This is a genomic window from Moritella sp. 5 (genome assembly GCF_018219455.1).
In the GTDB taxonomy this organism is placed as follows: Bacteria; Pseudomonadota; Gammaproteobacteria; order Enterobacterales; family Moritellaceae; genus Moritella.
In genome coordinates this window covers 1,531,042-1,555,579 of the sequence record NZ_CP056122.1, presented here as the reverse complement: position 1 = coordinate 1,555,579, position 24,538 = coordinate 1,531,042, and the positions used below count along the sequence as shown (strand labels likewise).

Sequence of the window (24,538 nt, the reverse complement as noted above, 5' to 3'; positions counted from 1 at the left end):
TAAATTAAAATATCGAGTACATTCAGTTAATGAGAATAACGCAAGCTTACTACTTCAATAAATAAGGCGTGATAAACTCGCTCACTTCACGCTGGCAGACACCTACTTCAACCTCGGTTCCGGCATCACTTAACACTGTAATGCCCTTACCACTGTTACGCGGGTCAGGGTCAACAACGGCTACAACCACACGTTTTATATTACGACCAACAAGCGAATGAGCACAGGATGGTGTACGACCTACAAACGAACAAGGCTCTAAAGTAACATAAGCAGTTACCTCTTCCAGCGAATTTTCATATTGGGCGATAGCTTGTGCCTCGGCATGATGTTGACCAGGCGCTTGAGTAAAACCCTCGCTAACAATTCGATTATTTTTAACTAACACACAACCAACAGGTGGGTTAGGTCGACAATGTGGTAACGCTAATTTTGAAAGTTCTAATGCACGAAGCATAAACTTTTCATCATTCAATAAATCCAAAACTTATCCTTACAACGTGACTTTCGGTCAAACGACTCTGCTTCACGTCATATCATTACAATGCAATATTATACAGCGGCAGTGCGTAAACACTGATTAATCTTTGATGGTAATCGTTTTACCAGCAAAGATCGAATCGTGTACGAAATTACCGCAGTTTTTACTTACTTAATAATATTGCCCTATCCACTTTTAAAACGTAATAGAGACTTACCTCAATTGTCTATTTTTCCGTTTGAAGTAAATAATCAAGACCACTGGTAATAGCAATAACCTGTGCTTGAATACAGTTCTCATCATCGACTAATGGGCTATCTGGGTATACTTCCGTTGTTGTCCCATAAGTACAATCACTAAACCCTGAACATAAACCTAACGCCTTAGTGGCATAATTAATGACACCAAACTGAGCCAGTTTTTCACCAATAATACGACCGCTATCATCGGCAGGTGCAACATGGGTAACCTTACTAACGGCATTAATAATATGCGTTTGAAATTCAGTATTCGGGTTAAGCGTATCACCCACTAAATAAAATCCGTCGGGAATACTCCAATTATCATGAACAACAGCATCACGCGCAGCCAATGCAGGTCTAAACTCGCTGTTATCTGTATCCGTCGTTTCATGCAAATCGATATGTGCAGTGATCTGAACATCAAGAGTCGAAATACATTGCATTAATGCGGCAGACTCTTCGGCTGGACTATTTTCAACAAAAGAACGGTTTGGATCAATGGCGTTTGGATTCCAGCGATTAATGGTTTCATAACCCCAAGGACTAACACAAGGTGCAATCACAATATTAAACTGCGCGCTATAATTTAGCGCTTGTGTTTCAATGAAACGAATAGCACCTTGCACACCACTAGTTTCGTAACCATGGACACCACCCGTAACAAGAATGGTTGGTTTAGCATTATCCCAATGACGTGTTTTAACCACAAATAACGGAAAACGAGCCGGGTCATAAGACAGTGCACCATACTGTTCAACATCAAAATCTTTCTTTAGTGGTGCTAATTTAGCAAGTACCTCTTGCTGGTAAGTCCGTACCACGGTTTGTTTCGCCAACCATGCAGCTTTATCTTCAGCGGTCCATTTTTGACTAGGCGTACCGATTTTATATGCTTGTTCATGATCCATCTAATAACCTTCCTTAGGGTAATAATGTTTATGTTTACATTATTATAATGCGCTATTAAGGTGTAGATTAACAAGAGAAAGTTTTATATTGAACAAATTGAGTAGAACGATCACCTTTACCAACAACCTAAGGTGATCACTTATTTATAACTATAATAAAAGGCTTAGGCCATTATTTAGCCTGAATATTAAGGATCACATCCGACGTTGAACCATAACTGCGAATATCAATCTTCCAAATACCAGCTTTTGGATTATCAATTACGCAGGTTTCAATATTACTAGGTGTTTTGGAAATGCAATCCGATTTAGAAAACAATGACTTGTCTCCATGTTTTACATAAAGATCGGCATTACCCGTTCCACCAGCCAATGTCACGGTAAGACGCGTGTAGCCTTCATCTAATTCTTGTTTAAAATGAGCGGGCCTAAACAAGCTCGTCGATATATTTGATTCTACTCTATCAATTTCAATAGCAGGTGGTGGCGTAACACTACATTCGCTGTCATCTTTCACATCTGCAACGATACCTACGGCCGTTAACGAAGCCAGAACATCATCAACGCTATAGCCTAAGTCACAGGCTGCATCCATAACCCCGTTACCAGCATCATCCCAATTACTGTTTGGCGTCCAGTAAAGTTGATTAGCCGTTGCGTATAAGACAAATGCTTTCTCAGTATCCCAGCCAGACGTTGTCGCTAAGTTATAAAACGCTTTGTTATACACGCCCGAGCTATGATGAACATTCATAAGATAACGATAATCCGCTTGGTTATCGATCGATTTACCATCCATCGTCGGATCACTCATAGACCGTAACGCACCACTACCTTTCAGTATTTGAGCACCGACCAACCAATCATTACTGCCATGCATATAAAATTCAGCCGCTTCACCAGCCATATCTGAGAATGATTCATTTAAACCACCAGACTTACCTGAGTATACTAGCCCAGAGTTTTGCTCTGTAAAACCATGGCTCACCTCATGCGCTGATACATCTAAACTAACCAAAGGATAGAAGGTATCGGCACCATCACCAAAGGTCATCGATTCACCATTCCAAAACGCATTCTCATAATTGTTATCATAATGAACGCGCATCACTAACTGTGATGTTAACGGAGAAATATTTAGCCAATCGTTATACATATCAAAAATGACACCACCAAAAAAGTGTGCATCGTTAAGTGGTGAATAAGCGCCATTAATCTGCTTAACGGTATTCTCTGGGCAGGTAAAACTGAATGCAGTGGCCCCTTCCTTTTCATGATTTAAATTCACCGTTTTCAAGTGTTCATTGCTCATCGTACAGGTGTCACCAGACTGACTCACATTTAGCGCTTTAAAATCACTACCATAACGATACTTCGCTGTTTTATAATTACCGCCAGGGCCTGTTGCATCTGCTGTTTGTAAGTTCTCTAAATATCTAAGTACTTCACCCGACTGAGCATCAATAATATAATAAGGACGTGAGGGCTCATCTGCAATTTGAAAGAAACTCACTTCATATACTAACCTAGCAACGCCATCATCATCCTGCCAAACTGCAAGTCGCGACGTTTCATTTTCCGTTACAATCGATTGACTAATGACTAATGGACTTGCAGGTATACTTAAGCGTTTCGCTCTTAACAGTGCATCTACTTTTGTCATCAATGGTGTGATATCAAAAATATCATCAGCAATATTATTTAATACTGCACCGTGAGCACGTTTAAAAAAGCCATTCTTATTATGAGATATAACAGCCTGTTCACCAATAACAGGTAACCCAAAGTAGGTTTGCTGATAACGGGTGATCGTATCTCCATTATTATTTAGATATGTTTTAATCACTCTTAAACCGTCGTTCCGTGACAGCCCTAAGAGTTGTGCAGGTGCACTCGCTAATATGCCGGGGTCTATTAATGTAGCCGTTGCTAGCTTCTGCATACTATCACGTAAATTAACTCTTTCTGCCGCAATTGTATTTACAGAACTAAGGAGACTAAACGCAACTGCAGAAAGTATAAACTTCTTATTCGCCATCATATTGATACCTCAAATTAAGTATGTGAAGTATCAGTAAAACATGATTAACGGCTCACAAAGTACCAAAGTGAGTCACGCTAAAGTACCAAAGTCTTAATTTCAGGATCTGTAAAATGGTTGTGGCCTATTTCTCACCAATGAAAAAGACCATAACCTAACCTTATGTTCAATAGGTAATTAACTATCAATTACGCTAATCGAGTTCAGTCAAAAATACCCATCAGCAAGACTGATGGGTATTACATGGAAAATAGCGATACTTAAATTTGAAAACTTTAGTTATTCAACATCAGGAACTTTCAATACACGACTCCCTAACTCACCGAGATCTATATCATCAATACCTTGTAACGCAGTGCTTCGACTAAAGACTTTAACACTAAAATCAATGCCGTTAGTTTCAACTATTGCAAGGTAATCATGGGTAGTTTGAGCGACATCATTCCCATCTGTATACTCCATAACAACCTTAACGATACCCTCTTCGTAAATCATCCAAGTCATTGGAATACTGACATCACCAGTGCCGTTGTTATGAGTAAACACACCACTACCATCTTGGTTAAACTGATATATATCAATGTCATCCGCTTGATTTAATGCATCACCTGTCGTGAGCGTAATCCCTCGGTCAATCAAACCATCACTGAATGCCGCGAGTAATTTACCATCCTGACAAGATGTAACAACTTGTTTAAACTCATCGAGACTACGATACGTGAAAGGCACATCATTCACTTCGTCCCATCCTGAATCAAGGTCTTCACAAGCGAGTATATCAACAGATAGATCGACACTTTTATAAGTTGTACTCCATATCGATTGACGACCGTTATCATACACTGCAAACGTTAGGTTGCCGTTTGAGTCATCAACAAGTCGCATGACGTAATTAAGAGGTTGCTCTTCACCGTTATAAAGTTCTAAATTACCATCATCATTGATTGACCATATACGATTGTACTTAACACCGTTACGATAATAAAATGCGGTATTATCAACATTAAATACATAAGAACGAGTTTGAAGAGAACCTGTGACCCGTAAAATAGAGTTACCAGCTAAATCCATGTCAGGAATCCGTTCACACGCCTCTAATTGGGCATTAAAACTCTCAATTGAAGCATCCCCGGACGTATAACGCACTTCACAGTCAGCATACTCTCCGACTTCCGGATCAAGTGGGTCTTTATCGTCAATATCAGCAACATTATCATTATCATCATCAGGATCGGCATTATTACCGATATTATCACCATCACTGTCTAACCACTCATCCGCATTGTTTGGTAATGCATCTAACGCATTAGGTACACCATCGGCATCATTATCGCTGTCTAAATCAGCTGCGTTATCAAATACAGCAATTTCAATATCGAAAGTGTCTTCAGCCATTCTACTTTTAATCATTCCACTAACAGCCGTCGTCAGTTTATTAAACACGGCATCATCAGTGTCATCGGTAATCACAGCAATGAATTCATTTTCATCATCAGGCAGTATCTTAGAACTAACTATATTCTCGGCTACGTAAGCAATATTAGGGCGACTACCCGCGATAAAATCACTTAATACATAATCTTCAGGTATACCAAAATCATTAGCAACCTTAACAACTGCCTCTTGTTTTACCACAGCTAATTGCTCTTCACTTTCACTGCCATCTGTATTGTGCGCGATCTCAATATCGACTAGGGTTGATAGTGGGGTTATTTCCATTTCACCAGGTGGTGCTGACATGACATAATTATTGGCGGCTGAGCCAGTGTCTTCATCAACGGTTTGATCAAAAATTATTTTTGCAAAAGCGGAGTATTTCTCTGGGTTAACGGTATTAGTAACATCTAATTGAGCTACGCCCCCATCACCCGATAATATTGAAGGTTCATCATCACCACGTTGTTTATCACCGTCAATATCGAGCCAAACTTGCGCATTTTTTAAATACCTATTGATTACTTTTACGTTATAAAAAACGGATGTAGGAACTGTGACCACCGGAGGTATAACTACAGGTGCAGGAGCTGTGACAACTGGAACTGGAACTGTGGGTGTAGTTACCTTCCCCGTGTTTTTATCATCATCACCACCGCCACCACAGCCAACCAGCGTGATTGAACTGGATAAGGCTAACGCTACAAATAATAGTTTTTTCTTCATGTTTTTATCCTTAACACTTCAATAACAAGAGTCAAATGCAAACAAGAAGATGGTAAATACGTACAACATTAAAGGAACATACCATCAACACATAATTACTATACTAGACACGGATATAGCTCACCGCACAAGATATTAGCAATGAAAAGACATGGAAAACGGGATTTAAAGTTAACCAATAGTTAACAGACAGGTTAATACAATGTTACTGCTGTTGAATTTGTTATATTTAACAACATCAAACTTATTGGTGATTTTCTAAGATCTTTAATAATAAATAAGTTAAAAAAACATAAAAAAAACCCGCTAAAAAAGCGGGCTTAATAATTTAAATTAAAAATTATTTATGACAACAGTTCTACAGACTGCTGTGCGATAACGAATTCTTCATTCGTTGGTATTACCATTACAACTGCTGTATCCGTTTTAGTAATAATACCGCAATTACCAAATCGAGCGTCTTCATTCGCTTGTTTATCTTCTTGATAACCAAATATTTTAAGGTAATTTAGTACTTCACGACGGATCGGTAATGAGTTTTCACCAATGCCACCAGTAAAGATTATACCGTCAAGTGATTCAAGCGATACCATGTATGAAGCAATATATTTCGCCACACGGTAAGTAAATACTTGGAATGCCAATGTCGCGCCTTTATGGCCTTTCTCCATTGCTTCAACGATACCACGACAGTCACTTGTTAAACCAGATACACCCATAAAGCCTGAGTTAGTATTCAGCTCTTTATAAACTTCGTCTTGTGACCAGCCTTTTTTAAGTAAGAACTCAATGATACCTGGATCTAAGTCACCACAACGCGTTCCCATCATAAGGCCAGCTAGTGGTGTAAAGCCCATGCTTGTATCAACACTTTGACCATCACGGATGGCACATACAGACGCACCATTACCTAAGTGAACAGAAATAAAGCTGCTTTCTTCAACAGGCTTATTAATCATTTTAGCGGCTTCACGACTAACAAAATAATGACTTGTACCATGGAAACCATAACGACGAATACCGTAGTCTTTGTAAAGCTTGTTCGAGATAGCACCAGTAAATGCTTTTGCAGGCATAGTCTGGTGGAATGCAGTATCAAATACTGCAAACTGTGGCAATGATGGGAAAGCATGCATTGCAGCTTCAATGCCTTTTGCACCAGCAGGGTTATGCAATGGCGCAAGATCTGACAGGTTACGAATTTCGTTTAATACAGATTCATCAATTTGTACTGTGCTGGTAAACTTCTCTCCACCATGAACAATACGATGACCAACGGCAACAATTTGTGAAGTTAAACCTAAACTTTCGATTAAGACAACAATGCGGTTAATCGCAAGCTCATGGTGATCACCTTCAGCTGTAATTGCTTCTTCAAACTTCTGCCCTTCGTACTTCCAGCTAACAGCCGCTTCAGGAAGGCCAAAACACTCTCCTAATCCATTAAGAATAGCATCTCCAGTGTTTGAATCGATAAGAGCAAATTTTAACGATGAGCTACCAGAGTTGATCACGAGTACAAATGAGTTAGACATGTGAATATGATTCCTGTTTCAGACTATTGTTGTGACTTGAGTCACTTATATTGTGCCCCTATTATTCAACATTCTTTGAATAATTCAACTTAATTTTACATCAAGTTGATTAACAGCCAACATTTCGTTGATCTGAAACAGTTATGCAGCGGCTAAAGTTTCTCCCAATGAGGTAGTTATCCACAAAAACTAATCTTATAACCTCAGATTTATACTTCCACCTCCCCTCACAACTTTTTATATTACCAAATGTAATATCTAATGAATTTTTATTCTTTTAGGTAATAAGATCACTAGTGTAATCTGCTGATATAAATCCAACCAATTGTTATTAAATAGCTTAAAAAAACCGCACAAGGCAGTACTCTCTGGTTCCTTAAGCTAAAATCACCCACAGGAATTGATCATGTCATTAGTTGTTATCGCTAACTTAGCGGTATTTGGTATCCTCATTTATTTATTAAATGGTCAGCAACGAAAGGGCCACACTCTTTCACGTCTCGTTTTACTCGGTCTTGTTTCTGGTAGTGTATTCGGTTTACTGCTGCAACTTGGTTATGGCGAAGGTAGTCATGTCATTCAAGAGACCCTAGCTTGGGTTGATATTGTCGGTAAAGGCTACGTTGGCTTGCTAAAAATGGTGATCATGCCATTAGTATTAATATCAATGATCTCAGCGGTAGTTAAATTAGACCGCTCAGGGTCACTCGGTAAAATCAGTGGTTTAACCATTTGTGTATTACTCTTTACCACCATGATCTCTGCACTTATTGGTATTGGTATCGCGCAACTATTTGGCTTATCTGCTGAAGGTCTAACCGAAGGAGCTCGTGAAGTCGCGCGTGTAACCGTTATCGAATCACGTGCAGGACAAGTAAGCGATTTAAGCATTCCACAAATGTTAGTTAGCTTTATTCCAACGAACCCGTTTGCAGATTTAACAGGCGCACGTTCAACGTCAATTATTGCTGTCGTTATCTTTGGTATTCTAGTGGGTATTGCGGCTCTTAAAGTAAGTGCTGAAAATGCCGAATTAGCAAAACCAATCAATACCTTTGTTGATGTGGCACAAGCTATTGTCATGCGTTTAGTGAAAATGATCATGGCGATCACACCTTACGGTATCTTAGCGTTAATGATGAAAGTGGTGGCAACATCAAGTGCCGGTGATATTCTTAACTTGCTTGGTTTCATCATCGCATCTTACGTAGCGATCTTACTGATGTTTGTTGTACATGGTATCTTAGTTTCATTTGTTGGCGTTAAACCAACAGAATACTTCAAGAAAATCTGGCCAGTACTGACTTTTGCCTTTAGCTCACGCAGCAGTGCAGCAACAATACCATTAAACGTAGAAGCGCAAATCAACAAGCTAAACGTACCACCAGCAATTGCGAACCTGTCAGCATCATTTGGTGCAACGATTGGTCAAAACGGCTGTGCGGGTATCTACCCTGCGATGTTAGCTGTCATGGTAGCGCCAAGTGTCGGTATTGACCCAATGGACTTTAGCTTCATCTTATCGCTTGTCGCTATTATCATTGTGAGTTCATTTGGTATTGCCGGTGTAGGTGGTGGTGCTACGTTCGCCGCGCTTATCGTATTACCTGCAATGGGATTACCTGTGACTATCGCAGCATTACTTATTTCGATTGAACCATTAATCGATATGGCGCGTACCGCATTGAATGTAAGTGGCTCTATGGCAGCCGGCACAATCACCAGCCGACTGCTTAAATCAAAATCTGAAACAATAGACAGCCAAACAGAGCAAGCAACGGCTTAATTTACAAGACTAAAAATACAAAATGCCTATTAGTTATCGCTAATAGGCATTTTCATCTACATCTACATCTACATCTACATCTACAAAACCAGTATTCATGATTGAATATATTGACGTGAAAACGCTGTAACACTCACAGGTCGACCAAAATGGTAGCCTTGATAAATATGCCCACCAGCATCTCGTACAAAATTAGCTTGTTCTTTATCTTCAATACCTTCTGCGACAACTTTCAAATCAAAGGCCGTCGCCATTGAAATAATAGCCGTCACCAAATGCCGATTAACTGACGACGAGTTTAAGCTAGAGATAAAGCTACGATCAATCTTCACGGTACTAAACGGGAAACGATGAATATAACTTAACGATGAATATCCCGTTCCAAAATCATCCAATGCGATACGAATACCTAATGCATTAATACGCTTTAAGACTTTTAGTGTATCTTCTTGCTCGCCTAAAAACACATTCTCAGTAATTTCTATTTCAAGCGATTTGGCACTAACCTTATATGTCTTTAATAATTCTTCAATTTTGTCCACTAAGGCTAAATCTTCTAACTGTAAAGGCGATAGGTTTACGGCCACAAAAAAGTCATCATGATGGCTTTTTTGCCAACAAGCCAACTGCTTAATGGCTGAACGTAAAACAAAATAGCCGATTTCGATCATCATTCCCAACTCTTCAGCAATAGGAATAAACTTATCAGGCCCAACAACACCCAATAATGGATTATGCCAACGTAATAATGCTTCAGCACCGATTAATTTTTCATTTTCTACGTCAAATAGCGGTTGATAATGCAAACTAAGTTCATCGTTAACTAAAGCATGGGTTAATTGTGATTCCAATTGAAATCGGTCCATTAATTCTGCTTTTAACGTGTTATCAAAAATTTGATAATCTCGCTGATGTGTCTGGCACTCTGATGCAGCGACACTCGCACAGTGCATAAGATCTAAGAAGTTTTTACCATCTTGGGGATAAATAGAAATACCCATGCTACGCATTAAACTAATATAATTACCTTGAAAATGAATAGTTTCGCTTAACGCTATAAATAAACTATCGATAATCGCCGTCAATGTGATTGCTAAATCGTCATCACCTTGCTGATAAACAAGGGCAAAATCATCATCCGACAAGAGTGCAAAATAAACCCCTGGCAGAGATAACGCTTTTAGCCTATCGGCCACATAACAAGTTATATGCTGCGAGCATAATAAACCTACATTATCACGAATTTTCGTTAAATTAGTAATGCGTAAATGTATCAATGCTGCTTTATTTTCAGACGGCAAGATCTTTTCATGAAAGTATTTCTCTAACTCATGAATGTTTGGCAGGCCTGTTAATCCATTTCGGTATTTTTGATGATGAATAACTTGTGTTGCTGCAGCATGCTTATTCAATGCTTTCGCTAATCGCCTATTAACTTGCTCAAGTTCCGATGTACGTAGTGCAACTTTCTCTTCTAATACATGTTGTTGATATAAAATAGTGAGGCTATTCTCGACCATAGTTTTGAATAATGATAATGATCTAAGTTGTGAATCGGTATAACTATGCTCTTTAATATTGAGCATACAGATCGTACCAAACGATTTCCCTGTGGGCCAATTTACTGGTAAACCATAATAAGAAATTAAGCCGAGTTTAGCATCTGGATTATCACGCCAGATTCGAGACTTCAATACATTTTCAACAATAAGCGGTTGTTGCGTATGAATAACTTCTTTACACAGTAAGTTACCATTCAACGCTTCTTTACTACCAACACGGTAAGGGTTATCTTGATGTTTATTAGTAGCACAAACTTCTATATTATCTGACTGTAGTCGCATTATAAGCGATGTAGGAATCGATGATATTTCGGAAATATGCTCAATCAAACCCTGCCAATTATTCCGGATCTCAGCTGGTATTTCGAGCTTACTGTAACTTTCATTTTCCATGACTAAATTATTCATCCAATGTCAACTAAATTATATACCTTTCTACCGTTAGGCTATCGTTATAATATAATCGATTAGAAAAAAACAGTATTTAAAACAATATTTATCAAATAAGTCATCTGGATATACTGCAACGCTCATTAAGCGAACTAATCCATCATACGTATGCAGATCACAGCTCTGTGATCACTCATTCATAATAATCATGCGTTAATGATTAAGATTTTAGATTAAAACCACGTCCTTTAACTAACTAGAATAAATATACCATACTACAAATAACAAAGTATAAGATGGATGAGTACAATGAAACGGATTTTAATTGCAGGTATTTTAATTATAGCAGCCGCAGCTGGGGGTTATTTACTGACGCAAAACAACGTATCAAATAAAAAAACGATATTAGATAAACACGCAGTATTAAATTATATCCCAGAAAATACAGTCATCTTCTATGGTCAATTAACGCCATTTCCCGTAAAACGCTATATCAATTCAATGGCGAATACTTACAGTGACTCACCGACCGATATTATTACCACTATATATGAAGATGACGATTATGATCCGACAAATACCAAACTAAACTTTTTTCTAAATTTGGCACAACGTTATCTGGAAAATATGCAAGATGCAGATACTTTTATGACTACGTTTGGTATTGCAGAAGAAATACAAGGTTACTTCTATACACTCGGCATTATTCCAGTATTCAAAGTGGATGTAATCAATCCAGATGCAATATGGGCACTGTTAGATAAAGCAGAAGCTAAAAGTGGGTTTACCCATGCACAACGGCAAATAAAACAACGCGAGTATCGTGCTTACACGCTCACTGACGAAACAGACCCAGAACAGCTAGAATTAATTATTAGCCAACATGACAATCTATTGACCATTACCTTTAATATAGGGTTAAACGAATCATTACTATTAGAAAATGCATTAGGTATAACACCTTTCGAACAATCGATGGCTAACTCAAACATACTCGACGAGATCATCGAAAAACACAATTTTAAATCTCAATCAATTGGTTACATAAGCCACAAAGCAATTACCCAAGCAATTACCTCACCAAATGAAAATTTACTTGGTCAACATATTGCGAAATTTATGCAGACAAAAGATCAAAGCCAACTACAAATATATCAACAACCCCAATGTAAAATAGAACTCAATAGCATTGCCAACAGTTGGCCACGCACGGTATTTGGCTTTCACCAATTTGACATTAATAACGATAAAACAACGTTCGATATGTCGATAGTCATCGAAAGCAATAATCAAACAATATTATCCGCTTTAACACAACTAACAGGGTTCATTCCTGAATACGTAAACGACCTCAATAATACTGTTTTATCATTTGGTATTGGGTTGAATGTCGGTAGTTTATCTCCCGCAATCAATAATATTTGGAATGAACTACAGCAACCCGCTTATATCTGCCCACCTTTACGACAGATGCAATCCGCTATTCAACAAAACAACCCTGCGATGCTAAGTGTGATGACTGCAATGGCCAATAGTATTAAAGGAATTTCCGCGGCAATCATTGATTACAGCTTAGATGAAAATAAAAGTGAACTGACCATCAAAAGTTTAGACGCAATAATTAGCTTATCAGCCAACGATCCAAGAGCATTGTTTAATATTATTTCGACTTTCAGACCTGAATTAACCGATGTAAAATTACCTGCCAACGGTAATATTGTTGAATTATCATCGCTGGTGCCATTTTCACCCTTGCCAGGACTGAACCCTAAGTTAATCATGCATAAAGAACATATGGTTATTTTCAACGGGGCTAAAACCGAAAAAATTGCTAATGCACTTGGCGATAAACTCATAACTGCAACAGGGATATACAGTATCTCAATCGATTACAGTAAAGCATTTACACCATTGGTTACCGCAGCAGAGCTCAGTGGCCAAGCCGTTCCGCCCGAATTGGAAGCGCTAAAAAATTACAATCTACGTATTAACACTGGATTACAAATAAATGAACAAGGTATTGAATTATCCTCGTATATGGATTTAAAAACAAAGACCATACCATGAACCAACAAATAAACTTATTTAATAACCACTTAAGGAGACAAGGTGACTTAACAGGTTTGTTTTTTGTAAGGCTACGTAAAAAAATCCACCTTGATAATATAGGCCATGTTATTTTACGACATTGTATTGTTAATATAGGTCAATCCTAAATAAGTAGACGAATATACATCGAAATTTCAGTAATAATAAAAACCTGAGATAGCCACAAAGAATGGAAATAAAATGATTGTTTTCACAATAGACTCTGTCAGTCCGATCTGTACGCTATTAAAGAATGACGCTGTAATTCACCCAACAGCGTTGTTTTTTGATGATGGGATTAAGCAGCACAAAGTAACGGCATTTAAACCTGTAGAGCAATGTTTTGATGTCAATGGTATGTATCAGACCCACACCGTTGGGTACACTATTAATTTAATAAACGGCACATTGTTAAAGCTCGATATTAATGGCGCGCTGTTAAATATCCAGCCTTTCAAAAATACAGCTTAAACAGTTAATATTGAGGTTCATTTCGTATTTTTACTGAACCTCAATATCCACTTTATCTAAATTAATCATGCTTGTTTCATTCGCTTCTTTACTATAAAAATGAATAAATGATTCGCCCTCAAAACCGTTAAAATCAACCACGCCTATAATTGTGGTTAGGCAATCAGTGTAAGTTACACGTTCTTCTTTCAAGTTTTCACTCAAACAACGTTCTTCGATTCCATCACTTTTACATAACGTGATAGCACCAGATAAATTAACCGTTAACCGATAAGAAAGGTACAAGTCCGCTTGAGCATCCGTAGCAACCTGATAGGTAAAAGTATCATTCGTATACTGGTAAGATAAATCTTTCAACCATAACCCTGCAGCTTTAAAAACCGTATCATGCGTTGCATATAACGATTTACTGTTTTTAGTAGCTACTACAGCAAAGTGATACGGTTTCATATAACGTTGATGGTCACTTTCAACATATTCCATCAAATGATGAATTGCTTTTACTTGCTTTGGGTTTACTTTGTGTAACTCCACAAGTCCAGCGTCAATAACACGAATGATTTCTTTACCTAAAGCCATAATTTGCTCAGATTCAGGTCCCGTCGCCGTATAATTTACAAATTCTGCAATCGATGTTTCAATGGCTTTGAACTCAACCGTATTCAGCTCTATCGACTGTACCGTTAACGGCCTAGGCGTTTGAGACTGTTGCGCATTAACATTCACTGATAATAGTAACGTCAGTGTAATTAAAAATAGGTTCATAAAAATCTCGATAATAACAAGTGATTTATATCAATAATATGTACTAATGTTAGCGGTGTCATACAGTTCTAAAAATATAAACCATCATCAATGGTTTATATTATTTACAAACATATCATCAATAAAACCTCGTGATTTTCGCGCGCTACAAGCATAAACATACATCAAATATCTACTCATTATATAGGTGTAACCAACAGTTAATTGTAAGTAAATGTCAGCAAACCCCATAAACGCTCAGGAATGTAACAAATTGTAACTTAGACAATCAGTAGTAAAGGTAAGTAACTTAACTCATACAAGCCACAATTGTTTGGCTTGATGAAAATACCGCATAACACTGACCGCCAACAGTAAGGTTAAGTTGATTCGCCAACTGTGTATCAATCGACGCATAAATCATTTGTGGCGCAGTGCTTTTAGCCATGTCCTGCTCGTTAAGAATCACTAAGCTCACTTCAGTTGTCTGACTATTACTGTAGATCTCATGAACGATGCTTAAGACTTGATTACTGCTTTCACCCGCTGATTTTTCAAGCGAAATACTGACCGATGGGGCTTTGAATAACAATAAAATGGGCTTACCAACGTCTAATGACAAACGCGCGCAACTACTTTGTGTGACACAAGCATTGAGTAATAAGCCACTAGCGAGTTCGACTTGAAGGCGTGCATTTAAATTATCTTGGTGGGAGTCTGTTTGATTATCTAATGATAAAATAGTGCCCGATAATTGATTACGAGCACTGGTTTTTAAGGAAAAATGACCCATTACATCCAGTAAACTATTCATTGGGATAGCTTGATCTTGTAAGGCTTCTAATACCATATTTTGCATTTGACCAGTCAATGCATACATTTGCAGTAGGCGCTCACCAAAAGGCGTTAATTTAGCACCGCCCCCTCCTTTACCGCCTTTTTCACTATTTACAACAGGTTCTGATAAACGGGTATTCATATCTTTAACCGAATCCCACGCTGTTTTATAACTCATCCCTGCTAGTTTAGCACCCTGACTAATCGAACCACAGGCTTGTATCTGCTGTAACAACGCGATCCGTTTAGGGTTAGCAAACACTTTATCTGCAACGGAGATCGTCAGTAATGCTTTTAAATCCACGATATATTATCACCTTGAAAATTAAGTACATATTGTGCGTTATCAGTAACACAATAACAACTACCATCGAATACATCTCCGCCATTATCATCTCATAAAATCAATTTAAGCTTGCTATAAACCTAAATAAAAAATAAACGCCATCTACAAATATGCACAACTCCACAACTCGGGGTTCAGCTAATCAGTATGGGAAAAATTATTCTCTTTAATGATACTAATGCTCTTAAATAAGAAAAAATATTTCCCATTTATAGGCGTAGAGTAAGAATAGAAATGTAAGGGAGGGTAAGCAAGTGTAAGCACGTTAACGTCAGATAAATTGAATTACTGAAGATACTCTTCAGTAAATAAAGAAGGTATATTCATGAATAATCAATGGCAGCAATACAAACACCTACTAAACACCTTTGTTAAACCCGCATTAGGTTGTACCGAACCCATCTCTGCTGCATATGCCTCCGCAGTGGCGGCAAGTATGCTACCTGCAACGCCAGAACGCATTACAATTCAAGTATCAGATAACCTATACAAAAATTCCATGGGTGTATTTGTACCCGGTACTGGCAAAATTGGTTTAGCCATTGCAGCTGCCGTTGGGGGGATTGCTGGTGACCCTGAAGCAGGATTAGAAGTCCTCGCACAAATAACACCAACCCAAGTAACACAAGCACAAGCGTTAATCGATACGGGTAACATCATTGTTAAGCGTACCGATGCAAGCGAGTTTATTTACTGCCGTGTAGAAGCACAATCTCAAGGTAGCACTGCAGTAGTCGTAATCAGTGGCGGTCATACCCAAATAACAAAAAAAACACTCAATGGTAAAATCGTATTCAGTAATAACAGCTGCTCAGCTCAAAGCACGGGTAATATCTGTGATGACCTCGATATTACCATCCAAGGAATTTATGACTACGCAATGGGCACTGATTTGGCTGATATCGACTTTATTCTCGAAGCCGCTACATTAAACTCGAATTTAGCCGATGAAGGCTTAAACCATGCGTATGGGCTACAAGTAGGTCGAACCATGGACAAAAATATCAAAAGCGGTTTTATGACGGCCGATCTTAATAATACGATTATCATGCGAACGTCAGCCGCATCCGATGCAAGAATGGGAGGTGCGACATTACCCGCGATGAGTAATTACGGTAGTGGTAACCAAGGTATTGCGGCAACGGTTCCTGTCGCTATGATTGCCCAGCATTATCATGCAAGTGATGAACAACTTGCACGTGCGCTTGTGTTAAGTCACTTAGGCGCAATTTATATTAAGCAGCATTATCCACCATTATCAGCATTCTGTGGTAACACGGTAACCAGTGCATCAGCGGCGATGGCCATGGTCTACCTTGCGGGCGGTAGCTATGAACAATCATGTTACGCCATCCAAAATGTATTAAGTGATTGCTCAGGTATGGTATGTGATGGTGCAAAATCGACATGCGCAATGAAAGTCAAAACATCCACGAGTAGTGCCATCACCGCCTTTATGTTAGCGATGGATGATACACAAGCGTTTGACCAAGGCATTATTGCACATGATATTGAAACTAGTATCCGTAATATTGGTACGTTAGTGACAAATGGTATGAGTAATACCGACGCAACCATCATTAATATCATGTCAGCATGATCGACTAAGCACTGTAATATATACCATATTATAGTGCTTATGCCATTTTGAATAATCACACCTAGATTTACATTGATTGGGGGGGAATAAGTAGATTAATGACAAATGATAGCGCTAACTTGACCATTAACGTATATAATCACACGCTATGTCACATTCCGTATGTGCATAAAGATGCACGACCTCATTAATGGAATTTAACGTTATTAGGAGTAACAATGGACAACCTATCCTCAAAGTCGTATCGACTACCACTCCAAAATAAATTGGTTGGTCTGTCAATTATGATTATTATTGGGATAGTTGCCTTTGTATTATTCTTCTATTATTCTTTTTCAACTAGTTTAGAAGAAGAAAAAAAAGCCCAATCCAAAAACTTTATTGAATCAGCCCTCGGTATTATTCAACACTTTCATCAGCTCGAATTATCTGAAAAGCTAACCACTGTCGAAGCTCAACAAATGGCGATGCGGACACTAGAGTCGGCAACATATGGTGATGATGGCTATTTTTGGATCAACGACAGTAAAGGCAAGATCCTCATACAGCCTTACATGCCTAATTTAGTCGGCTTAAATATGACGAATTGGGCAGACAGTACTGGTAAATATATTTTCCAAGAATTTGATCGAGAAGCCAGAAAAGGCGGAGGTTGGGTTTCTTATACTTGGCCTAAATTAAACACATCTAAAGAATTCCCTAAAATATCTTATGTTGCACATTACCCAGCTTGGGATTGGCTTATTGGTACAGGGCTTTATCTTGACGATATGAAATCCAATATTTTCTGGGCGGTATTTCGAACATCCGGTGTCTTGCTACTTGGCTTTCTCATTTTCATTATCACTATCGTTGTCATTATTAACTATTTTGTACATCAATTAAGTGAGCTATCGGTACGTGATTCCCTGACTAATTTGTATACGAAACGTTTTTTAAAAGAGATTATACCGACATTACTGAATCATAATAAAATGACAAATCATCATCTTGCAGCCATATTTATGGACCTGGACCACTTCAAATCCGTCAACGACAAGCATGGCCATGATAACGGTGACAATGTCCTTAAACATGTCGCTAAAATAATGAATGACAACGCTAAACAGAATGATTACTGCATGCGTTACGGTGGTGAAGAATTCGTCCTTATCGGCTTCTTCGATAGTGAAATGTCTGCTGTTGATATGGCAGAAATGATCCGTCATCAAGTATCTGAATTACGCTTCACCAGTGACGAATCCACTTTTAATGTCACGTTAAGTGCAGGTATTGCACTACACCATTGTCATAGCAACCATAGCTTTGAGCACACGTTAAAGCGCGCGGATATGAAATTGTATGAAGCAAAAACCGCAGGGCGTAATCGTGTATCAATTTAATTTCATTAATAGCGTTATTTTATTAAAAATTTATTAATTCTCTGCTTTTCTTCTTAAAAAGGTATATTTACACATAATTTATATTCTACAATATCAACAGATTACATTATAAACTATGTCACTATGCCTAACTTTTCAGCCTATTCGCATCGATTACCGATTCAGAATAAATTAATTGCTTTATCCGTTCTTATATTTTCGGTACTGATTGCTTTCCTATTGTTTTTTTATAACTCTTTTTCGACGAGCTTAGAAAATGAAAAAAAGGCACAATCAAAGCACCTTACCGAATCAGCAGTCGGCGTGATCAGCTATTTTCATGGCCTTAGCTTGGCTGGTCAGTTATCTGATGAGGATGCAAAAAACTATGCCATGGATTCACTAAAAAATTCGAGCTACGGCGATCATGGCTACTTCTGGATAAGTTCTCTCGATGGTGAAATCTTATTACAGCCATATAAACCAGAACTGGTTGGTATGAGTTTATTAGATTGGCAATACACAGATGGAACCCACCCTTTTCGCGATGTTAACAGAGAAAGGCGTAAAGCAGGTGGCTGGATCACCTATCTTTGGTCTAAAAATAATTCACTAGAACAATACCCTAAGATAGCCTACGTGAGTTACTTCGCTCCTTGGGACTGGTTAATTGGCACCGGTATTTATCTTGATGATATGGAAGAAAATGTATTTTGGACTGTCTCAAAAGCGACAGGCATTCTACTTTTTGGCTTTCTACTATTCATTGGCGCATCAATCCTTACTATCAACTATTTTATAAATATACTCTCTAAACAGTCCGTCCGAGACTCGTTGACAAGGCTCTATTCCAAGCGTTTTCTAGAAGAAGTGATTCCAGGCATGTTAGAAAACGAAAAACGTCATAATCGAGCGCTAGCCGCCATATTTTTAGATATCGATCATTTTAAAAATATCAATGATACTTATGGTCATAATTGTGGCGATAAAGTACTGCAAAAAGTAGCTCGTGTTATGATGGAGTGTACACGTGCTGGCGATTACTGTATTCGTTATGGTGGTGAAGAGTTTGTTATTATCGGCCCCTGTGATAATAGTAAAAATGTCATTGCTGTCGCAGAACGTATAAGAAAACAAGTATCAAACTTAGTATTCACGCACGATGGTACAGCGTTTAGCATCACCTTAAGTGCAGGTATAGCCCTACATGATCACGCCAAATCCTCATTTGATGAAACGTTAAACGACGCGGATATGAAATTGTACGAGGCAAAAACAGCTGGGCGTAACTGCGTTGTTATCTAGCGCTAAATCAAACGAATAAAATTTTGCCTTGTTAATTTACGTTAACAGGGCTAAAATTTACCAATCGATATATAGATAGGTATATAACGGTTGCATATTTACCTCGCATTCAAGAAAATATACATAAGGATTGTTCATGGCACAGAGATATCGCAGCAGGTTAAAACAGCTCATTTCCATTCTTTTAGTTATTTTCAGCAGCCATGTTATGGCTAAAGAGCGTTTGACTATCTTTGCAGCGGCCTCATTAACTAACGCCTTAACAGAAATCGGTGATACGTTTAGAGCTGACTCAATAGCAAACCCAACAAAAATAAATCCGGTATTCTCTTTTGCTTCATCTTCAACTTTAGCAAGACAAATTGCCCAAGGGGCACCCGCTCAAATCTATTTATCCGCAAATCAAAAGTGGATGGATTACTTAGTGAAACAAAAAGCGGTTGCGGCAGACTCTCGTGTGACTTTGTTACGTAACTCACTGGTGCTCATCGCCCCTAGTACAAGTCCATTAAATAACGTCGTATTAAATAAACACTGGAATATCACGCATGCAGTGGGTGATAGTCGAATCGCAGTTGGCGATCCCGATCATGTACCAGCTGGTCGCTATGCTAAACAAGCATTAAAAAGTTTAGATTTATGGCAAAAAGCGATGCCGTTATTAGCCCGTACAAGTAATGTTCGCGGTGCATTAGCGCTAGTCGAGCGTGGTGAGTCACCACTTGGTATTGTGTATGCGACTGACGCACAGATATCCAAAAAAGTAAAAACGGTTGCGACCTTCCCTGAAAATAGCCACAAAGCCATTGAATATCCTCTGGTCATTGTCGGTCATGATACTAATTCCGCCACCAGAATATTCTACCGATACTTGCAAACAAAAACTGCACAAGCAATATTTGTTAAATACGGTTTTAAGGTACACTCTATTTAAGGTCAATAACGTTGAATTTGTTAAGTGATTATGAAATTGCAGCCTTGCTGCTGAGTTTAAAAGTATCGAGTGTGGCGGTGTTATTCAGCCTACCCTTTGGTATCGCTTGCGCGTGGATATTAGCCCGTTGTGAGTTTCCTGGTAAGTCGCTGTTTGACAGCCTAATTCACTTACCTTTGGTCTTACCGCCCGTGGTGATTGGTTATATTTTATTAATCTCTATGGGTCGTCAAGGCAGCATTGGTGCGATACTTTATGACTGGTTTGGCTGGAGCTTTAGCTTTAGTTGGCGTGGTGCAGCATTAGCGGCTGCGATCGTCTCGTTTCCGTTAATGGTACGTGCGATCCGTTTGTCATTTGAAAGTGTTGATATACGTTTAGAGCAAGCCGCGCGAACCCTAGGTAGTAATCGCTTACGCGTGTTTTTTACCATTACCCTGCCGTTAACCTTACCCGGTATTGTTTCTGGTATGGTACTGGCCTTTGCTCGCAGTTTAGGTGAGTTTGGTTCAACGATTACCTTTGTGTCTAATATCCCTGGTGAGACGCGTACTATTCCACTCGCCATGTACTCTTTTATTCAAACCCCAGGTGCTGAGCATGAAGCCGCACGCCTGTGTGTGATTGCTATTGTTATTGCCGTATTATCGTTAACGGCATCGCAATGGCTAGCCAAAAAAGCCCAACAGCGAGTCGCGTCATAATGTTAACTATTGATATAAAGAAAAAACTGGGTGATTTGGACTTACAGGTGAATGCACAAATTCCGATGCAAGGTATCTGTGCTGTGTTTGGTCGTTCTGGTGCAGGTAAATCATCGTTGGTGAATATTCTTGGCGGGTTATCAACACCAGATAAGGGTCAGCTAACTTTAGGCGATACGCATCTTTACCACCAGCAACTGCGAGTTAATTTACCGCCTGAACGTCGCCGTATTGGTTATGTCTTTCAAGAAGCGCGTTTATTCCCCCACTACAGTGTGCGCGGTAATCTCAATTATGGCAATAAAGATAAAGACCAAGTTCATTTTGATTCTGTGGTGAAGTTACTTGGTTTAGGTGAGTTATTAAAGCGTTATCCATCAACCCTGTCTGGCGGTGAAAAACAGCGCGTTGCGATTGGTCGCGCCTTGCTTACAAGACCTCAAATGTTATTAATGGATGAGCCATTAGCAGCGTTGGATTTACCCCGTAAGCGCGAGCTTATTCCTTATTTGTTACAGCTCGCGAAAACCCTTAATTTACCCATTATTTATGTAAGCCACAGCTTAGATGAGATCTTACAGCTGGCTGATACCATGCTAGTATTAGATAAGGGTAAAGTGTTAGTTAACGGTCACTTACAAGCTGTTTGGGACAGTGCAGAAATGCGCCCTTGGTTGCCTGCAAAAGAACAAAGCTCACTGTTAATGGCGACAGTAACAGCGCTTAATGAAGGCTATCGCATGAGTAAGTTATCACTCACTGATGGTACCTACCTGTGGATCAATGGTTTACCTTTACCTGTGAGCAGTAAACTACGTGTACGTATTCATGCTAACCACGTATCTCTGTGTAAAACACGTCCACAAGACAGTAGTATTCGTAATATTCTACCGACGACGATTACCGAGATTATACATTCAGAATCAAGTGATAATGTGCAGGTTAAATTGGCGTTTGGCGATGACCACATATGGGCGAACATCACCCCGTGGGCATGTGATGATTTAGCACTAACAGTTGGGCAAAGTGTATATGCTCAGATCAAAGGCGTAAGCATGACTGAGAGTGAATTAGCGCAGTCGTTTTGATCATTATTTTTTGATAGTTCAATACTAAAAATAGCTTTACCTATCAAAATAAACACTTACCCTTTAAGCTATTAAACATTGCTCATCGCTAAGGAAAAGCGGATTCACATGCCTAACAACCTTTCAATTCGCGCTTATACCAGCCAAATACGCAGTCATTATCATGAGTTCCACCAGCTGGTGTTGCCATTACATGGCGCGATTGATATTAAGGTTGGTGATTACACAGGTAAAGTTAGCATTGGTGATTGTGTGATAATTAAAGCTGGGCAACAACATGACTTTCGGGCAGATGATGCAGCCCGTTTTATTGTCGTTGATATGGAAAGTTATCCAGATAACATTACCGAATCAGGTATTGAAAAATTCTCGATAAATCCTCCCCTGCTTGCTTATATACAGTTCATCGATAAGCAGCTGGCACATCAAGTAAATAAACAGCTTGAATCGACTGCGTTTGAATTGTTCTATCAGCTCCTTGCTCAACAAACATGTCATGAACGTATCGACCCTCGAATTGCTGAGGTTATCCACTTCATAAAACAAGACATCAGTGTGCTATTTAGCATCGAGCAGTTAGCTAAAATTTCGTGTTTAAGCACAAGCCAATACAAAAAATTATTCAAGACAAATATGGGCATGACCACCCACAAATACATCACCCAACTGCGGATGGAAAAGGCTTCAGCACTGCTCGCTCATACCGACTTACCTATTCGTATTGTCGCAGAACAAGTTGGCTACCAAGACCTATCAGCATTTAGTCGGCGCTTTTCGAGATATTTTGGTCAATCGCCTAAAGCGTTTAGCTACTAACTCATCAGCGATGACAGTTTATCTATCCTATCCCATAGCAATACAACAGTAGCGTATTAGCCAATAAAAACGTCCTTTCAGCAAACACGCTAATTTATGAACACCTTATAATTCGGTCATTAAAATTACTTAAGGATCATAAATTATGGCTACATTATACGGGTTTATCGCAATCGGATTATGGGGGACTTTAGCGCTGTTAGGGACAATAACCGCGAATATTCCTGCATTTCAATTACTCTCACTTTGTTTTTCCATCTCCGCTATCATTATCATCATCAAGCGAATAGCGATAAAAAAAACCGTCTTTACCAAACCATCGTTAACCCTAACTCAGTGGCTGCTTGGCATAATCGGACTGTTTGGGTTCCACTTCTGTTATTTCATGGCGCTTAAATTCGCTCCCGTTATCGAAGTCAGTTTAATTGTGTATCTATGGCCATTATTACTAGCAACACTCGTCGCCAACAAACAAAGTCGGTTAAGAGCACTTATCGGGGGTAGCTTAGGCTTTATCGGCATCGCCTTCATTATTGTTGGTAATGGTGAGCTAACGATAAATAACGACTATCGGATTGGTTATTTGCTTGCTGCTATTTGCGCTGTTATTTGGGGCAGCTATTCATGGTTCTTATCCACATCAAACAACGACGTTGAAGATATCGCTTGGTTATCTGCTGCCGTTGCATTATTGGCATTAATCGCGCATTGGCAATTTGAAACCAGTAATTGGAGTTTTAGCCTATCGGAATGGGGCGGGATATTATTACTCGGATTAGGGCCTGTCGGGGGCGCTTTTTACTTATGGGACATAGCCCTAAAAAAAGGTAATCAGCAATTGCTAGCATCATTAAGTTTTAGTACACCACTCATTTCATCTGTCATTTTGGCCATTGCAGGTCTTAATGCTTGGTCTACTAACATTATCATTGCACTCGCGTTAATATTATCTGGTGCGATTATTGCTAATACGAAGAAAAAATTAGCGTTTGGTGATAACCCTATATAGGAAAACATCACCCTTCAAGTTGATAAACGCATTAATATTTCCTTTCAGCAAAATATTAATGCGTTATTTAGTATCAGTACAACTCATCGTTAACGAGTGAAGACTCTTCATCACTCGTTAACTGGTCAAC

General features: G+C 38.9%; 19 protein-coding genes. 11 read left to right on the top strand and 8 right to left on the bottom strand.

Features of this window, described 5'->3' with window-relative positions; all coding sequences use genetic code 11:
* Positions 1-49: 49 nt before the first annotated feature.
* From HWV01_RS07070 to HWV01_RS07050, 5 genes are all read right to left on the bottom strand, one after another.
* Positions 50-484, bottom strand: coding sequence for a bifunctional diaminohydroxyphosphoribosylaminopyrimidine deaminase/5-amino-6-(5-phosphoribosylamino)uracil reductase RibD (locus HWV01_RS07070; RefSeq protein WP_211674716.1), 435 nt, complete (start codon positions 482-484; stop codon positions 50-52).
* 223 nt (positions 485-707) lie between these two features.
* Positions 708-1,631 (bottom strand): M14 family metallocarboxypeptidase, encoded by a 924-nt coding sequence (locus HWV01_RS07065; RefSeq protein ID WP_211674715.1) that lies wholly within the window; start codon positions 1,629-1,631, stop codon positions 708-710.
* Between the two features lie 172 nt (positions 1,632-1,803).
* Positions 1,804-3,672: a M4 family metallopeptidase gene (locus HWV01_RS07060; RefSeq protein WP_211674714.1), complete on the bottom strand. Its 1,869-nt coding sequence runs from the start codon at positions 3,670-3,672 to the stop codon at positions 1,804-1,806.
* Positions 3,673-3,951: 279 nt separating this feature from the next.
* Complete coding sequence (locus HWV01_RS07055; RefSeq protein ID WP_211674713.1) at positions 3,952-5,832, bottom strand: hypothetical protein; 1,881 nt, start codon at positions 5,830-5,832, stop codon at positions 3,952-3,954.
* Between the two features lie 344 nt (positions 5,833-6,176).
* The gene (locus HWV01_RS07050; protein WP_211674712.1) at positions 6,177-7,367 is read right to left on the bottom strand and encodes an acetate/propionate family kinase; all 1,191 of its coding nucleotides are present in this window, start codon (positions 7,365-7,367) and stop codon (positions 6,177-6,179) included.
* Between the two features lie 406 nt (positions 7,368-7,773).
* Between HWV01_RS07050 and HWV01_RS07045 the strand changes: the two genes are divergently transcribed.
* Positions 7,774-9,153, top strand: coding sequence for an L-cystine transporter (locus tag HWV01_RS07045; RefSeq protein WP_211674711.1), 1,380 nt, complete (start codon positions 7,774-7,776; stop codon positions 9,151-9,153).
* Between the two features lie 95 nt (positions 9,154-9,248).
* Here HWV01_RS07045 and HWV01_RS07040 read toward each other — a convergent pair whose 3' ends face one another.
* Positions 9,249-11,123, bottom strand: coding sequence for an EAL domain-containing protein (locus HWV01_RS07040; RefSeq protein ID WP_249185467.1), 1,875 nt, complete (start codon positions 11,121-11,123; stop codon positions 9,249-9,251).
* A gap of 291 nt (positions 11,124-11,414) precedes the next feature.
* On the opposite strand from HWV01_RS07040, the gene HWV01_RS07035 reads away from it, so the two are divergent.
* Positions 11,415-13,172, top strand: coding sequence for a hypothetical protein (locus HWV01_RS07035; protein WP_211674710.1), 1,758 nt, complete (start codon positions 11,415-11,417; stop codon positions 13,170-13,172).
* A gap of 222 nt (positions 13,173-13,394) precedes the next feature.
* Entirely contained in the window at positions 13,395-13,664 is a 270-nt protein-coding gene (locus HWV01_RS07030; RefSeq protein ID WP_211674709.1) for a hypothetical protein, read from the top strand.
* Between the two features lie 30 nt (positions 13,665-13,694).
* Here the strand turns inward: HWV01_RS07030 and HWV01_RS07025 are convergent, their stop codons facing one another.
* Together HWV01_RS07025 and HWV01_RS07020 are read right to left on the bottom strand one after the other, a co-directional pair.
* The gene (locus HWV01_RS07025) at positions 13,695-14,429 is read right to left on the bottom strand and encodes a hypothetical protein (protein WP_211674708.1); all 735 of its coding nucleotides are present in this window, start codon (positions 14,427-14,429) and stop codon (positions 13,695-13,697) included.
* Between the two features lie 289 nt (positions 14,430-14,718).
* Positions 14,719-15,549, bottom strand: coding sequence for a TOBE domain-containing protein (locus HWV01_RS07020; protein WP_211674707.1), 831 nt, complete (start codon positions 15,547-15,549; stop codon positions 14,719-14,721).
* A 367-nt stretch (positions 15,550-15,916) separates the two neighbouring features.
* Here HWV01_RS07020 and HWV01_RS07015 point away from each other — a divergent pair, with 367 nt between their 5' ends.
* The 8 genes from HWV01_RS07015 (at position 15,917) to HWV01_RS06980 (ending at position 24,408) form a co-directional block, all read left to right on the top strand.
* Positions 15,917-17,191: a serine dehydratase subunit alpha family protein gene (locus tag HWV01_RS07015; protein ID WP_211674706.1), complete on the top strand. Its 1,275-nt coding sequence runs from the start codon at positions 15,917-15,919 to the stop codon at positions 17,189-17,191.
* 284 nt (positions 17,192-17,475) lie between these two features.
* Positions 17,476-18,573 carry a diguanylate cyclase gene (locus tag HWV01_RS07010; protein ID WP_211675713.1) on the top strand — a complete coding sequence of 366 codons (1,098 nt, stop codon included), beginning with the start codon at positions 17,476-17,478 and terminating at the stop codon, positions 18,571-18,573.
* 123 nt (positions 18,574-18,696) lie between these two features.
* The gene (locus HWV01_RS07005; RefSeq protein WP_211674705.1) at positions 18,697-19,857 is read left to right on the top strand and encodes a diguanylate cyclase; all 1,161 of its coding nucleotides are present in this window, start codon (positions 18,697-18,699) and stop codon (positions 19,855-19,857) included.
* A 136-nt stretch (positions 19,858-19,993) separates the two neighbouring features.
* Positions 19,994-20,791 carry a molybdate ABC transporter substrate-binding protein gene (gene modA / locus HWV01_RS07000; protein ID WP_211674704.1) on the top strand — a complete coding sequence of 266 codons (798 nt, stop codon included), beginning with the start codon at positions 19,994-19,996 and terminating at the stop codon, positions 20,789-20,791.
* A 17-nt stretch (positions 20,792-20,808) separates the two neighbouring features.
* Complete coding sequence (gene modB, locus HWV01_RS06995; protein ID WP_211675709.1) at positions 20,809-21,495, top strand: molybdate ABC transporter permease subunit; 687 nt, start codon at positions 20,809-20,811, stop codon at positions 21,493-21,495.
* Positions 21,495-22,583: a molybdenum ABC transporter ATP-binding protein ModC gene (modC, locus tag HWV01_RS06990; protein ID WP_211675711.1), complete on the top strand. Its 1,089-nt coding sequence runs from the start codon at positions 21,495-21,497 to the stop codon at positions 22,581-22,583. The genes modB and modC overlap by 1 nt, the downstream gene beginning before the upstream one ends.
* 108 nt (positions 22,584-22,691) lie before the next feature.
* Entirely contained in the window at positions 22,692-23,399 is a 708-nt protein-coding gene (locus HWV01_RS06985; protein ID WP_211674703.1) for an AraC family transcriptional regulator, read from the top strand.
* Between the two features lie 145 nt (positions 23,400-23,544).
* Positions 23,545-24,408: a DMT family transporter gene (locus HWV01_RS06980; RefSeq protein WP_211674702.1), complete on the top strand. Its 864-nt coding sequence runs from the start codon at positions 23,545-23,547 to the stop codon at positions 24,406-24,408.
* Positions 24,409-24,538: the final 130 nt, after the last annotated feature.

Excerpts from the sequence above, each read along its gene's own strand:
- HWV01_RS07005 (WP_211674705.1), top strand. The coding sequence starts at position 18,697 with ATGCCTAACTTTTCAGCCTATTCGCATCGATTACCGATTCAGAATAAA.
- HWV01_RS06985 (WP_211674703.1), top strand. The coding sequence starts at position 22,692 with ATGCCTAACAACCTTTCAATTCGCGCTTATACCAGCCAAATACGCAGT.
- HWV01_RS07015 (WP_211674706.1), top strand. The coding sequence starts at position 15,917 with ATGAATAATCAATGGCAGCAATACAAACACCTACTAAACACCTTTGTT.
- HWV01_RS07045 (WP_211674711.1), top strand. The coding sequence starts at position 7,774 with ATGTCATTAGTTGTTATCGCTAACTTAGCGGTATTTGGTATCCTCATT.
- HWV01_RS07010 (WP_211675713.1), top strand. The coding sequence starts at position 17,476 with ATGATTATTATTGGGATAGTTGCCTTTGTATTATTCTTCTATTATTCT.
- HWV01_RS07035 (WP_211674710.1), top strand. The coding sequence starts at position 11,415 with ATGAAACGGATTTTAATTGCAGGTATTTTAATTATAGCAGCCGCAGCT.
- HWV01_RS07025 (WP_211674708.1), bottom strand. The coding sequence starts at position 14,429 with ATGAACCTATTTTTAATTACACTGACGTTACTATTATCAGTGAATGTT.
- HWV01_RS07065 (WP_211674715.1), bottom strand. The coding sequence starts at position 1,631 with ATGGATCATGAACAAGCATATAAAATCGGTACGCCTAGTCAAAAATGG.
- modC (WP_211675711.1), top strand. The coding sequence starts at position 21,495 with ATGTTAACTATTGATATAAAGAAAAAACTGGGTGATTTGGACTTACAG.
- HWV01_RS07040 (WP_249185467.1), bottom strand. The coding sequence starts at position 11,123 with ATGAATAATTTAGTCATGGAAAATGAAAGTTACAGTAAGCTCGAAATA.
- HWV01_RS07055 (WP_211674713.1), bottom strand. The coding sequence starts at position 5,832 with ATGAAGAAAAAACTATTATTTGTAGCGTTAGCCTTATCCAGTTCAATC.
- HWV01_RS07030 (WP_211674709.1), top strand. The coding sequence starts at position 13,395 with ATGATTGTTTTCACAATAGACTCTGTCAGTCCGATCTGTACGCTATTA.
- HWV01_RS07050 (WP_211674712.1), bottom strand. The coding sequence starts at position 7,367 with ATGTCTAACTCATTTGTACTCGTGATCAACTCTGGTAGCTCATCGTTA.
- HWV01_RS06980 (WP_211674702.1), top strand. The coding sequence starts at position 23,545 with ATGGCTACATTATACGGGTTTATCGCAATCGGATTATGGGGGACTTTA.
- HWV01_RS07060 (WP_211674714.1), bottom strand. The coding sequence starts at position 3,672 with ATGATGGCGAATAAGAAGTTTATACTTTCTGCAGTTGCGTTTAGTCTC.
- modA (WP_211674704.1), top strand. The coding sequence starts at position 19,994 with ATGGCACAGAGATATCGCAGCAGGTTAAAACAGCTCATTTCCATTCTT.